The organism is Pseudomonas sp. SDO52101_S400, from assembly GCF_054071635.1.
In genome coordinates, this window is the sequence record NZ_JBSVWF010000038.1 from 26,248 (window position 1) to 39,692 (window position 13,445).

Sequence of the window (13,445 nt, forward strand, 5' to 3'; positions counted from 1 at the left end):
CGGGTTGAAAATCATCATCCTCGGTGCGGGACAGGTCGGCGGTTCGCTGGCTGAACATCTGGCCAGCGAAGCCAACGACATCACCGTGGTCGACACCGATGGCGATCGCCTGCGCGACCTCGGCGACCGTCTCGATATCCGTACCGTGCAGGGTCGTGGCTCGCTGCCGACCGTGCTGCGTCAGGCCGGTGCCGACGATGCCGACATGCTGGTGGCGGTGACCAACAGCGACGAAACCAACATGGTCGCCTGTCAGGTCGCCCACACCCTGTTCCATACCCCGACCAAGATCGCCCGGGTACGCGAAGCGTCGTACCTGACTCGCGAAGAACAACTGTTCCAGAACGAAGCGATCCCGGTCGACGTGCTGATCAGCCCCGAGCAAGTGGTCACCAACTACATCAAGCGCCTGATCCAGCATCCGGGCGCCTTGCAGGTGATCGACTTCGCCGAGGGCCAGGCGCAACTGGTAGCGGTGCGCGCCTATTACGGCGGGCCGCTGGTAGGCCAGCAACTGCGCCAGTTGCGCGAGCACATGCCGAATGTGGAAACGCGGGTAGCGGCGATTTTCCGCCGTGACCGACCGATTCTTCCTCAGGGCGACACGGTGATCGAGGCCGACGACGAAGTCTTCTTCATCGCCGCCCGTGAGAACATTCGCGCCGTGATGAGCGAAATGCGCCGTCTCGACGAAACCTACAAGCGCATCGTCATCGCCGGCGGCGGGCAGATCGGCGAGCGGCTGGCCGAGGCCATCGAAAGCCGCTACCAGGTGAAGATCATCGAGATGAACCCGGCGCGCTGCCGATACCTCTCCGATACCCTCGACAGCACCGTGGTGCTGCAGGGCAGCGCGTCGGATCGCGACCTGTTGCTGGAAGAGAACATCGCCGACGCGGACATCTTCCTCGCGCTGACCAACGATGACGAAGCCAACATCATGTCGTCGCTGCTGGCCAAGCGCCTGGGCGCGAAGAAGGTGATGACGATCATCAACAACCCGGCCTACGTCGACCTGATCCAGGGCGGCGACATCGACATCGCCATCAGCCCGCAACTGGCGACCATCGGCACCTTGCTGGCCCACGTGCGGCGCGGCGATATCGTCAGCGTGCACTCGTTGCGCCGGGGCGCGGCCGAAGCCATCGAGGCTGTTGCCCATGGCGACTCGAAGTCGAGCAAGGTCATCGGCAAGGCCATCGAAAACATCGCCCTGCCGCCGGGCACCACCATCGGCGCGATCATCCGCGATGAAGAAGTGATCATCGCCCACGACGACACGGTGATCGCCGCCGGCGACCACGTGATTCTGTTCCTTGTGGATAAAAAGCACATTCGCGACGTGGAGAAGCTGTTCCACGTGGGACTGAGCTTCTTCTGAGCGACCAAGAGGCGAGACCGATGATCGAATCCCTGGAAAAAATGCTCGCCAAGGGTGTGGATAACTCGTTGCTGCGCTTCGGTCTGGGCAAGGGTTATCTGGATTTGGGTGAGAACGCGAAGGCGGCCGAGCATTTCCAGCGTTGCGTCGGCTTCGATCCGAAGTATTCGGCAGCGTGGAAATTGTTGGGAAAGGCGCAGTTGGCGCTGGGTGATCTGACTGCTGCGCGGCAGGCATGGGAGCAAGGTCTGGAAGCGGCCCGGGCCCATGGCGACAAGCAGGCGGAGAAGGAAATGACGGTGTTTTTGAAGAAGCTCGAACGGCAGAAGCCGTGACGACTGTGGATAACCTTGTCTGTCAGGTTATCCACAGATGAGTTCGCGGATCAGTACCAGCGCGCTTCGCCCGGCGGACGCTTCTTGAAGCGCTTCATGCTCCACATGTACTGGCTCGGATAGGCCGCCACATAACGCTCGACCACCTGACTCATCGCTGCGCAGGAGGTTTCGGTGTCGGTGCTGTACATCGCTTCCGGTGCGGCTTCCAGGATCACCTTATAACCGGAGCCGTCCGGCAGGCGCAGCGCATGCAGGAACACCCCGACGGCCTTGCCACCGGCGAGCATGTTCGGCACAAACTTGCTGGTCAGGGCCTGAGTCGCGAAGAACGGCACGAAGATCCCGGCGGATTCGGCCGGTTCCGGGTCTGCGGGGATCCCCACCTGACCACCCTTACGCACTTCCTTGATGACACTGAGGATGCCTTCCTTGGTCGACGCCGCTACGCGGTTGCCCAATTGCACCCGTTGCTTGCGCAGCAATTCATCCACAGCCTTGAGCTTGGGCGGGCGGTAGAAAATGATCGGTTTGCACTGGCTGCAATAGAAGTGGTTGAGCACTTCCCAGTTGCCCAGGTGGCTGGTGATGCCGACCACGCCTTTGCCCGAGGCCAGCGCATCCTTGAGGATGTCGAGGCCTTCGACTTCGCGCACCAGGTCAATGGAACGCTGGGCCGGCCAGATCCAGGCGCAGGCGCTTTCGGTCAGGGACTTGCCGATGTCTTTCAGGCTCTGGCCCACAAGACGTTCACGTTCGGCCGGGTCCATCTGTGGAAAACATTTGGCCAGGTTGATCCGCACCACATCGCGGGAACGGTTGGGGGTTTTCCACATGATCCAGCCAATCGCCGAACCCACGGCCTGCACGGCCCGCCACGGAAGCAAGGCAAACAGCCGCAGAGCGCCAACCAGCATGGCGCCTTTAAACTTTTCCACAGGTCACTCCTGATCTTGTGCTGTGCGCGAGGCGGCCATTCTAACCGCCGTTGACGAGCTGCGCGTAGCGGTCGCAGTCCTGAGTGTGGTCCATGACCATGCCCGAGGCCTGCATCAATGCGTAGCAAATGGTCGGGCCGACGAAAGTGAAACCGGCCTTTTTCAGACCTTTGCTCATGGCCACGGCTTGTGGAGTGATGGCCGGGACTTCGCTGCGATCCTTGAAATGATTGATCACCGGCCGGTTATCCACAAACGACCAGAGGAAGGCCACCGGATCTTCCAGCGCCAGCCAGGCCTGGGCGTTGCGTCGGGCGGCATTGAGCTTGAGGCGGTTGCGGATGATCCCCGGATCGAGCATCAATTCGTCGATTTCAGCGTCGCTCATCTGCGCCACGCGCTGTACGTCGAAGCCGAACAGCACCTCGCGATATCGCTCGCGTTTGCGCAGCACGGTGATCCACGAAAGCCCGGCCTGGAACCCTTCGAGCAAAAGCAACTCGAACAATCCCTGCGCATCGCGTAGCGGCGTGCCCCACTCCTGATCGTGGTAAGCCATGTACAGCGGATCTTCGTTGCACCAAAAGCAGCGTGGCATAAGGCTCCAGGGGGTGGAGGTGCGACTGAATCGGGTATACTCCCGCTCTTTAAATCGCAGCCCAAGAAACAGGTGAATTTCGTGAGCCAGCCTACGCCAGCCGTGCGTACCTTCCAAGACTTGATCCTCGCGCTCCAGCAATACTGGGCCGAGCAAGGTTGTGTGGTACTTCAGCCCTACGATATGGAAGTAGGCGCCGGCACTTTCCACACCGCGACATTCCTGCGTGCCATCGGCCCGGAAACCTGGAACGCCGCTTACGTACAGCCAAGCCGCCGTCCGACTGACGGCCGTTACGGCGAAAACCCGAACCGTCTGCAGCACTACTACCAGTTCCAGGTAGTCCTGAAGCCGAACCCGGACAACTTTCAGGAACTGTACCTGGGCTCCCTCAAGCATGTCGGCCTGGACCCGCTGGTCCACGACATCCGCTTCGTCGAAGACAACTGGGAATCGCCGACCCTCGGCGCCTGGGGTCTGGGCTGGGAAGTCTGGCTCAACGGCATGGAAGTGACCCAGTTCACTTACTTCCAGCAGGCGGGCGGCATCGAGTGCTACCCGGTGACCGGCGAGATCACCTACGGTCTCGAGCGTCTGGCCATGTACCTGCAGGGCGTGGACTCGGTCTACGACCTGGTCTGGGCTGACGGTCCGTTCGGCAAAGTGACCTACGGCGACGTGTTCCACCAGAACGAAGTGGAGCAGTCCACCTACAACTTCGAACACGCCAACGTCGACAAGCTGTTCGAACTGTTCGACTTCTATGAAAGCGAAGCCAAGCGCCTGATCGAACTCGACCAGCCGCTGCCGTTGCCGAGCTATGAAATGGTCCTGAAGGCCTCGCACACCTTCAACCTGCTGGATGCACGCCGGGCGATCTCGGTGACTGCGCGTCAGCAATACATTCTGCGCGTTCGCACCCTGGCGCGTTCCGTCGCCCAAGCCTACCTGCTGGCTCGCGCCAAGCTGGGCTTCCCGATGGCAACCCCGGACCTGCGTGACGAAGTACTGGCCAAGCTGGAGGCTGCACAATGAGTGCTCAAGATTTTCTGGTTGAACTGGGCACCGAAGAACTGCCACCCAAAGCCCTGAACACCCTGGCCGAAGCGTTCCTCGCCGGTATCGACAAGGGCCTGCAGGCTGCCGGCCTGAACTACGAGACCAAAACCGTCTACGCCGCGCCGCGTCGTCTGGCCGTGCTGATCACCGCGCTGGCCACCCAGCAGCCGGATCGCAGCATCAACCTCGACGGCCCGCCACGTCAGGCCGCGTTCGATGCCGAAGGCAACCCGACTCAAGCAGCACTGGGCTTCGCCAAGAAGTGCGGCGTCGAGCTGAGCGAAATCGACCAGAGCGGTCCGAAACTGCGCTACAGCCAGAACATCGCCGGCAAGCCGACCGCCAGCCTGCTGCCGACCATCGTCGAAGACTCGCTGAACGACCTGCCGATCCCGAAACGCATGCGTTGGGGTGCGCGCAAGGAAGAGTTCGTACGTCCGACCCAGTGGTTGGTCATGCTGCTCGGCGACCAGGTCATCGACTGCACGATCCTCGCGCAGAAGGCTGGCCGTGAATCCCGTGGCCATCGTTTCCACCACCCGGAAAGCGTGCGCATCGGTTCGCCGTCGAGCTATCTGGCCGACCTGCGTGCCGCTTACGTACTGGCCGACGCCAACGAGCGTCGCGAAATCATCAGCAAGCGCACCGAAGAGCTGGCGACCCGTCAGGAAGGCACCGCAATCGTGCCGCCGGCGCTGCTCGACGAAGTGACCGCGCTGGTCGAATGGCCGGTGCCGCTGGTGTGCTCGTTCGAGGAACGTTTCCTCGACGTGCCGCAGGAAGCGCTGATCACCACCATGCAGGACAACCAGAAGTACTTCTGCCTGCTGGATGCCGACGGCAAGTTGCTGCCACGTTTCATCACCGTGGCCAACATCGAATCCAAAGACCCGCAGCAGATCGTCGCCGGTAACGAGAAGGTGGTGCGTCCACGCCTGACCGATGCCGAGTTCTTCTTCAAGCAAGACAAGAAGCAGAAGCTCGAAGCGTTCAACGATCGCCTGCAGAACGTGGTGTTCCAGGAAAAACTCGGCAGCGTCTACGACAAGGCCGAGCGTGTATCGAAACTGGCCGCGTACATCGCAGCACGCATCGGCGGCAACGCTTCGTGGGCTGCCCGCGCAGGCCTGCTGTCCAAGTGCGACCTGGCCACCGAAATGGTCGGCGAGTTCCCGGAGATGCAAGGTGTCGCCGGTTACTACTACGCCCTCAATGACGGCGAGCCGGAAGATGTCGCCCTGGCGCTGAACGAGCAGTACATGCCACGCGGTGCCGGCGCTGAACTGCCTGCCACCCTGACCGGTGCGGCCGTGGCCATCGCCGACAAGCTCGACACCCTGGTCGGCATCTTCGGCATCGGCATGCTGCCGACCGGCAGCAAAGACCCGTATGCCCTGCGCCGTGCGGCACTGGGCGTGCTACGGATCCTGATCGAGAAACAACTGGATCTGGACCTGAACGACGCCGTGGCGTTCGCCGTGAATGCGTTCGGTGCCAAGGTCAAGGCTGCCGGCCTGAACGACGCGGTGCTGGAGTTCATCTTCGACCGTCTGCGTGCCCGTTACGAAGACGAAGGCGTGGATGTTGCCACTTACCTGTCGGTACGTGCCCTGAAGCCGGGTTCAGCGCTGGACTTCGACCAGCGTGTGCAAGCGGTTCAGGCCTTCCGCAAACTGCCGGAAGCGGCGGCGCTGGCGGCAGTGAACAAGCGTGTGTCGAACCTGCTGAGCAAAGTGGAAGGCTCCGTGCCAACCGACGTTCAGGCCAAGTACTTCGACAACGCCAACGAGTTCTCGCTGTACTCGGCTATCCAGCAGGCTGACCAGGCTGTACAACCAATGGCCGCGGCACGTCAGTACAACGAATCGCTGGCACGCCTGGCTGCACTGCGCGAACCGGTAGACGCGTTCTTCGACGCGGTGATGGTGAATGCCGAAGACGCCAATGTGCGGGCCAACCGCTACGCGCTGCTGGCGCGTCTGCGTGGCCTGTTCCTGGGCGTTGCCGACATTTCGCTGCTGGGTTGAGGGATTGCTGTTGAAACTGCTGATTCTCGATCGGGACGGAGTGATCAATTACGACTCCGACGCTTACATCAAGTCGGTGGAGGAGTGGATTCCGCTGCCCGGCTCGATCGAAGCGATTGCGCAGTTGAGCAAGGCCGGCTGGACGGTGGCGGTCGCCACCAACCAGTCGGGCATTGCTCGCGGCTACTACGACCTCGCCACTCTCGATGCCATGCATGCGCGCCTGCGCACGCTGGTGGCGGAGCAGGGCGGTGAAATCGGGCTGATCGTGTATTGCCCGCATGGGCCGGACGAGGGTTGCGACTGTCGCAAGCCGAAACCGGGGATGTTGAAAACCATCGCGCAGCATTACAACGTGGCGCTGACGAATGTCTGGTTCGTCGGCGACAGCCTTGGTGACCTGGAGGCCGCCAAAGCCGTCGATTCACAGCCCGTTTTGGTAAAGACCGGGAAAGGCGAAAAGACTCAGGCCAAGACCTTGCCGGTCGGCACCCTGATTTTTGACGATCTGGCGGCGATTGCCGCGGAACTTATCCACAACTAGAGTACTTCTGAAGTTCCTGACCAGGGATTGATCGGGAGTGCGCTTGAACAGTCGGGCATCGCCCCGTAACGGTAAACGTCACTATGTCGATACTGCGGGCCATCAGAATTTTTCTCTTTTACCTGCTGCTGGGCACCACCTCCCTGCTGTGGTGCAGCTTGAGTTTTTTTATCGCGCCCTTTCTGCCATTCAAGGCGCGTTATCGTTTTATCAACGTGTACTGGTGCCGTTGCGCCTTGTGGTTGACCAAGGTGTTCCTCGGTATCCGTTACGAAGTCAAAGGCGCGGAAAACGTGCCTGACCGGCCCTGCGTGATTCAATCGAACCACCAGAGCACCTGGGAGACGTTCTTTCTCTCCGCTTATTTCTCGCCCTTGAGCCAGGTGCTCAAGCGTGAATTGCTGTACGTGCCGTTCTTTGGCTGGGCGATGGCCATGCTGCGGCCGATCGCGATTGACCGCGACAACCCGAAAGCTGCGCTCAAGCAAGTAGCGGCCAAGGGTGATGAACTGCTCAAGGACAATGTCTGGGTGCTGATCTTCCCTGAAGGGACTCGTGTTCCCCATGGCACTATCGGCAAGTTCTCCCGCAGTGGCAGCGCATTGGCAGTGAATGCGGCGCTTCCGGTGCTGCCGATTGCACACAATGCCGGCAAGTTCTGGCCGAAAATCGGTTGGGGTAAAAAGCAGGGTGTGATCACCGTTGTCATCGGTGAACCGATGTATGCCGAAGGTTCCGGCCCCCGCGCAATCGCCGATCTGAATGACCGGGTGCAGGCATGGAACGAGCAGGCTCAACGGGAAATGGGCTCGTTGCCACCGGCACCACAAGCCCCGGCAGCCAGCGATCAAGTGACTGTCTGATTTTTGTGGATAACCTGTGCACGGTTTGTTGGCAATATTCCGAAAACAGCAATTAAGTTACTGATTTTTATATATATTTCTGAAACTGATAAAACACCGTAAAAGGTGCATAAGTTTTTTTCGGAAGTAAGAAAACCGGCTGATATAGCCGGTTTTTTTATGCCTGCTCTTCGGCGATCAGCGGCAGCTCAAGGCGGAATGTGGTGCCCTGATCGATAACACTCAGGCATTCGATCCGCCCGCCGTGGTGATCCACCACGGCTTTGACCATCGACAGCCCCAATCCCACGCCATCGATGCCTTTGGCCGAAGAAAAACGCCGGTATTGAGTGAACAGATCGGGCAGTTCTTCAGCCGCAATGCCTTTGCCCTGATCGCTCAGTTCACAGTGCAGCCAGTCATCGTGGCAGCGAACGCGCAACCGGACCGTGGACCCGTCCGGACTGTACTTGATCGCGTTTTCCAACAGATTGAACAGCGCCCGGGTCAGCAGGCCCTGGTCTGCCAGCACCAGACGTTCCTGGGATTGTTCATCCATATCGTTCAGCAGCTCGATACGCTTCTGCTGGACAATGGGCAGTGCCTGGTCCAGGACGTCCATCACCAGCATCGCAAACAGACTCGGCTGGAACTGATAGGCCTCGGATTCGGCCCGGGCCAGTAAAACGAAACCATCGGTCAACTCCAGCGCCCGACGCACCTGGCGTTCAATCTGCTCGAACAGTGGTGAATCCGTCCCGGCCTGATGCCGGTGGACGTCGAGCAGGGCGAGGATCGCTGAATGTGGCGCTCGCAGGTCATGGGACAAAAAGCGCAACAACACGCCGCGCTGCTCTTCGGCGGCGCGCTCGGCGCTCAGGTCGGTCAGACTCAGCAGCCAACCTATCGGAGTGTCACCGTCCACCGGCAACAACGCGGCACGTTCCAGGCGCAGGCTGCGTTCCTTGTGGTCCCGGAATTCCACTAGAGGTAGGTCGGACAAAAGTGGGCGCAACGCTGTGGATAAATCCGGATAGCCAATACCCGCCAAGTGATCGAGGACTTCATCACCGACCAGATCACTGCCGAACAAGTCACGCGCCTTGCGGTTACCCAACAGGATCTGACCTTTAGGATCACTGATCAGGGTCGCGACCGGCAAGTACTCCAGGCCATCGGCGATGAAACGGCGGGTGTCACGCGTGCGGCTCATGGCCTGTTCAAGCGCCATAATCTGTCCTTGCAACCGGTCGCCACTGGCAAATTGTGTGCGGCGACGTTCGGGGAACACCTTTGGTTCATCGTCCAGCCGGGACAACTCCCAGCCGAAGTAGGTCAGCACGACACTCAGACGTCGCCAGTTCCAGATCAGATAACCGAACAGCATGCCCAGCACTGCCGGCGTAGGGGACCACCAACGCTGAATTTCCGCCAGGCCGGCGCTGGTCAGCAGCACGCCGACCATGCCGATCAGTGTGAGCCAGAGCGCCAGACGTGGTCGCCAAAGCAATAACCCCAGCACGATGGCCACCAGCGCAGCAGACAGCACTGCGCCGCTGACAGGCGCCGGATCATGCAGATTGATCTGCGCACGCCACGACAACAATGCAGTCAGCGGCAACAGCACTAGACTTATCCACACCCACTCGCGCACCAGTTGCCGAAACAGGCGTTGAACCTGACTTTGCACACGGCTTTCGTGGCGGCGTCGGTTAATCATGGAAAACAGGGCAGGGCGGGTTGAATGGTTTCATAGACGACAGGTCTGAGGACGTAGACCCGAAGAATCATAGCGGCTCGACCCATGGTGTGCCGCTTACTTTCACTGCTTTGGTCGAACCGCCGGTGTCGACCACCTATTACCCAAGCGACAAGGAATCCCGCGTATGCGCGTTGCGATACTGGACGATGAACCCGCCGAACTGCGTCGGGTCGAGCAGACCCTGCAACAAATGGCCGAGGCCGGCGAACAGCCCTGGTCGTTGCACAGTTTCGAACGCGGAGAAGACCTGCTGCGGCAATTGCGCCGGGAAACCTTCGACCTGTTGATCCTCGACTGGCAACTGCCCGACCTCACCGGGCTGGCGCTGCTGCGCTGGACCCGCGAGCACATGGATGCGCCACCGGCGGCAATCATGTTGACCAGCCGTGACGGCGAAAGCGATATCGTCCAGGCACTGAATGCCGGGGCCGACGATTATGTCAGCAAGCCTTTTCGTCCTAACGAGTTGAAGGCTCGAGTCACCGCCGTATTGCGCCGGCACAGCCATCAGCGCCCGACCGTGGCCAACGTTCTGCGCTTCAACGATCTGGTGTTCGACGACGCCGAACTGACCGTTACCCGTGAGGGAAAACCGATCATGATGACTGAGCGCGAGTATCGCCTCGCGCATTGCCTGTTCAGCAACCTGGGCCGGCCGTTGTCGCGGGACTATCTATACGAACGGTTCTGGCCCCATGAAGAGATGGCCTCGTCACGACCGCTGGATACCCACATCTATCGCCTGCGCAACAAGCTCGGGCTGACGGCGGATCGGGGTTGGCAGTTGCTGACGATTTATGGGTATGGGTATCGGTTGGAGAGTGTGGCGGCTGGAGAGTGAATCGCAGGCAATAAAAAAAGGCCAACGCTTGTGCGTTGGCCTTTTTTTGCGCCGACCGGGATGTAGGTTCACAGAATAATTGCTTCAAGACCTCCAGCAAACGCTGGTAGAGAATCATTTATTTGGTGAGTCCACTGGCCGGAATTCACTTAATAAATGAGAAAAGCCTACATGTTTCACACAATAACTGGTTGCACGTGAAACAGGGCGCGGGAGGTGATGCCGCGAGAGGCGCGTGGCGCCTGCTAGGCTGTTCTGTCAATCAGAGTTGTGCGCAATGACTGGGTCAACCTCCAGATACTCGTGGCTGCCGTCGCCCCAATCTCCCCCTTTTTCTTTCTGTAGGTAGCCTACAGAAAGTTCTTGCGGTTCGTGCAGAGGCCGGCTATAAATACCTCTCCTTAGGTAACCTGCCTACACAAAGAGAGTACAGCGAGATGAACACCACCCATTACGATCCAAAAGCAGTTGGCGATGCCATCGATAACATCACCGCAGGTTTAGAGCGCGTGATGACTGGATTTGCCAACCTGAAAACGCTCTTGGCGCCTGTCCCCGATGCTTCCGATATCCCTGAGCTCGATCCTCGCAATCCCGCCAATAAGTTCGAGAGCGGCAAGCTGACCGATCGTGGTATTGAGGTGTGCTACCGGCTTTTTGACGCCGGAAAGAGTCGGTATGCCGTTGGTGCGGAAATGGAGATCAGCTTCGGTGCAGCAACCCATCGCTTTGAAGCGTGGAAGAAGGCAGGTGGCCTCGATCGCGAGAAGCTTCCCCTGAACTGAGTAATGACGAAATGACCAGCGCTACCTCCCAGGGCCAACTGGTCATTGTTTCCCGAGAGGTTAGATGCCATGCCAGTCAGAGGGCTCAGTCACCCTCGACCCACTTCCGGCACGGCCTCCGCTCCGACAGCGGGCGCGTCACGCCAAAGCACGATTTCAGGTGATTCAGGTAAATCGAAATCACATTGCTTCATCAGATCAACCAACCTGTATCGCTTGTGATCAACCGAAGACCTAGCGGAGGCTACCTGCTCTGAGTGCTGATCGTGATTTTGACGGTACCGAGCCATTCGCTACTCCTATTGCTGAGCGGTAAGCGTATCACTGGTTCAGGTAGCTTCCTGCTCGCTCATCCAATTCTAATGGGCTAGCCGCAGAAAGATTACTTGGCTCAAAAAATCTAGAACCACGTCTCCCAAAACTCACGCTCGATCGTCATATGGGGGAAATGTACTTTCCACCTGTGGAGAAACGGAGATTTTCCATATAGCTTTCGAGCCCCGTTCTGACGCATGCGTAGTCATTTGGCGCAGCCCGCCCAAAAATGATGCTCAATGCAGTGTCAACCTCAGGTCTCGCTCGGATTTTTTCCGACACAACGGCGAGGCCCACACATTCCAAAATGAGAAACAGCGCTTCCTCAAGGCAAATCATACGGGCCCAAAGCGCATCGATCACAGGCTCACCGTCAACCTGGGCGAGAGCGACGAATGCTCTCTTGTCGCCACTAATTACTGAATCCTCTTCGGCTTCATGCAGCGCAGCAAACAACGCGGCTTCTCCAGAATCCAAATCAGGTCGATTCAAGCCGAGTATGGGATTCGCAGTATCAGCTACCACGATTACTTCCGATGCAGCGGCGATCAATTGGTTGGCGAGTTCAAACGCTTCAACCGAGCCCAATCTGGATAAAGCGGAAGCCGGGTTGGCCAACTTGAGTTGGAATCGAAGCTGAGGGAGGACAGCGAATCCTTCAAGCCCGCATCCCAGAGCCATAGCCAGCTCATTTAGCAGATGGTATTGGCAGATTTTGCGGGCCACGTCGCTGTCGAGTAAGTACAAGAAATACTTACCCCCCAAATCCTTGGATGAACAAAACATGTTCCTGGTTTTCTTCGCTCAGCGATTCTAAGACCGTGTTAGCCCTGAATTTTTGCTCCACAAGCTCAATGGCACCAATCGGGTTGGGCATAAAGTTGAGCGCTTGGTTGGCTCTGGCCCAGTCATCATGCTCCTTGGCGTAAGAAAGAATCAGATGACCCGGATCAATCGCATGTGCTCGACCAACCGACATCGCGCTCGATGCGAGCGTCGCAGCAGAATCTGGACGACCCATTTCACGTACGGGGTTGGGGTGCCCGTTTCTCAATAAAGCGAGAGCAAATGCATCAGCCTCACGCTCTTCGCCATCCTTTCGAACCACCTGGCTGCCCAGGAGGGTATCGGTAACACCAGAAATGTCCTCATCAATAAGGACACCATTATCCTCAAGGTGGCCGCATAGAATGTGAGCCAACTCGTGGGCCAAAACAAAGAGCTGCCTGGAGTGCTGAGCGGTATTGAAGCCCAAAATGATTGCAGGCCGACCGTCTACGTTCACCGTCATTCCGGTTATACGTTTTGTGTTTTTTGGCATTCCTTTTAAAAACAGAACTGGAATCCCACAGAACCAACATAAGTCCAAAAGCCCCTCAAAATCGACAAAGGTTTTTTTCGACTCAGACAGCACCAGCGCACGAATAGCCAATGGATCTGCTTGTGGCGGTTCATACGGTGTAGACGTGCAGAAAATTGCTAGCCTCGCTAGAGCTATGCCCAAGCTGGCAGCTATGTTCAATTCTTCTTCATGGGTGTCACTACGCCGTTTGTAGCGCGCCTGTGGCGCTGCCATTTGGATCTCCAGCGCTCCGTCTTGACCAAACTGAACGTTCAGACCCAGCCGCTGCTTCAAGATCATCGCGAACTGGAAAGCGCCCGCACTCGTTTTGAAAAGACTGTTATCCCACCAATCAGGTAACAGTTTCTCTACATAGGGACGTGGGTATCCAGCTGCTTTCAAGCTATCAAACGCAGATTTCACCGTTATTGGAGTCGTAGCCTCACGCATTGCATCCTCCTATAACGCATTTTTCGACAATCATTTTCCCATACTCGCTCGACGATGGGCGAAAAGCAGGTCCGCTAAGCGACGAGCGTGTTCTTCACTCCCGTCCCAGATAACACCTAGGGCATCCATCAGGACCTGGGAAGTTGCAGGATTGACGGGATCAACCACAATTGAAACATTCGCATAAATGCATAGCTGACGGATGGTTTTCGTCAGTCTCTTGGGT

General features: G+C 58.4%; 13 protein-coding genes. 8 read left to right on the top strand and 5 right to left on the bottom strand.

The genetic code is table 11. The annotated features are described in order from the left end of the window. Nucleotides 1-4: 4 nt before the first annotated feature. Nucleotides 5-1,381, top strand: a complete 1,377-nt coding sequence (gene trkA / locus ACW9HX_RS19215; protein WP_085713086.1) for a Trk system potassium transporter TrkA — start codon at nucleotides 5-7, stop codon at nucleotides 1,379-1,381. 20 nt (nucleotides 1,382-1,401) lie between these two features. Further along, nucleotides 1,402-1,716 carry a tetratricopeptide repeat protein gene (locus ACW9HX_RS19220; protein WP_457381810.1) on the top strand — a complete coding sequence of 105 codons (315 nt, stop codon included), beginning with the start codon at nucleotides 1,402-1,404 and terminating at the stop codon, nucleotides 1,714-1,716. A 50-nt stretch (nucleotides 1,717-1,766) separates the two neighbouring features. On the opposite strand, the gene ACW9HX_RS19225 is transcribed toward ACW9HX_RS19220, so the two are convergent. Then, a complete protein-coding gene (locus ACW9HX_RS19225; protein ID WP_085713088.1) occupies nucleotides 1,767-2,654 on the bottom strand; it encodes a lysophospholipid acyltransferase in 888 nt (295 codons plus the stop codon). A 40-nt stretch (nucleotides 2,655-2,694) separates the two neighbouring features. Beyond that, nucleotides 2,695-3,252 (bottom strand): DNA-3-methyladenine glycosylase I, encoded by a 558-nt coding sequence (gene tag / locus ACW9HX_RS19230; protein WP_064592405.1) that lies wholly within the window; start codon nucleotides 3,250-3,252, stop codon nucleotides 2,695-2,697. 81 nt (nucleotides 3,253-3,333) lie between these two features. Between tag and glyQ the strand changes: the two genes are divergently transcribed. The 4 genes from glyQ to ACW9HX_RS19250 all read left to right on the top strand — a co-directional run bounded on the left by glyQ (nucleotide 3,334) and on the right by ACW9HX_RS19250 (nucleotide 7,745). Beyond that, nucleotides 3,334-4,287, top strand: a complete 954-nt coding sequence (gene glyQ / locus ACW9HX_RS19235) for a glycine--tRNA ligase subunit alpha (RefSeq protein WP_003187265.1) — start codon at nucleotides 3,334-3,336, stop codon at nucleotides 4,285-4,287. Further along, nucleotides 4,284-6,338: a glycine--tRNA ligase subunit beta gene (glyS, locus tag ACW9HX_RS19240; RefSeq protein WP_457381811.1), complete on the top strand. Its 2,055-nt coding sequence runs from the start codon at nucleotides 4,284-4,286 to the stop codon at nucleotides 6,336-6,338. The genes glyQ and glyS overlap by 4 nt, the downstream gene beginning before the upstream one ends. Nucleotides 6,339-6,342: 4 nt before the next feature. Then, nucleotides 6,343-6,882, top strand: a complete 540-nt coding sequence (gene gmhB, locus ACW9HX_RS19245) for a D-glycero-beta-D-manno-heptose 1,7-bisphosphate 7-phosphatase (RefSeq protein WP_457381812.1) — start codon at nucleotides 6,343-6,345, stop codon at nucleotides 6,880-6,882. Between the two features lie 83 nt (nucleotides 6,883-6,965). After that, a complete protein-coding gene (locus ACW9HX_RS19250) occupies nucleotides 6,966-7,745 on the top strand; it encodes a lysophospholipid acyltransferase family protein (RefSeq protein ID WP_457381813.1) in 780 nt (259 codons plus the stop codon). Nucleotides 7,746-7,902: 157 nt separating this feature from the next. Here ACW9HX_RS19250 and ACW9HX_RS19255 read toward each other — a convergent pair whose 3' ends face one another. Next, nucleotides 7,903-9,444, bottom strand: coding sequence for an ATP-binding protein (locus tag ACW9HX_RS19255; RefSeq protein WP_457381814.1), 1,542 nt, complete (start codon nucleotides 9,442-9,444; stop codon nucleotides 7,903-7,905). A gap of 166 nt (nucleotides 9,445-9,610) precedes the next feature. Here ACW9HX_RS19255 and ACW9HX_RS19260 point away from each other — a divergent pair, with 166 nt between their 5' ends. Next, the gene (locus ACW9HX_RS19260) at nucleotides 9,611-10,327 is read left to right on the top strand and encodes a response regulator transcription factor (RefSeq protein ID WP_457381815.1); all 717 of its coding nucleotides are present in this window, start codon (nucleotides 9,611-9,613) and stop codon (nucleotides 10,325-10,327) included. 437 nt (nucleotides 10,328-10,764) lie between these two features. Beyond that, a complete protein-coding gene (locus tag ACW9HX_RS19265; RefSeq protein WP_106111362.1) occupies nucleotides 10,765-11,112 on the top strand; it encodes a hypothetical protein in 348 nt (115 codons plus the stop codon). Nucleotides 11,113-11,547: 435 nt separating this feature from the next. Here the strand turns inward: ACW9HX_RS19265 and ACW9HX_RS19270 are convergent, their stop codons facing one another. Both ACW9HX_RS19270 and ACW9HX_RS19275 read right to left on the bottom strand, forming a co-directional pair. Then, nucleotides 11,548-12,174 (bottom strand): hypothetical protein, encoded by a 627-nt coding sequence (locus tag ACW9HX_RS19270; RefSeq protein WP_457381816.1) that lies wholly within the window; start codon nucleotides 12,172-12,174, stop codon nucleotides 11,548-11,550. 7 nt (nucleotides 12,175-12,181) lie between these two features. Then, nucleotides 12,182-13,219, bottom strand: coding sequence for an ImmA/IrrE family metallo-endopeptidase (locus tag ACW9HX_RS19275; protein ID WP_457381817.1), 1,038 nt, complete (start codon nucleotides 13,217-13,219; stop codon nucleotides 12,182-12,184). Nucleotides 13,220-13,445: the final 226 nt, after the last annotated feature.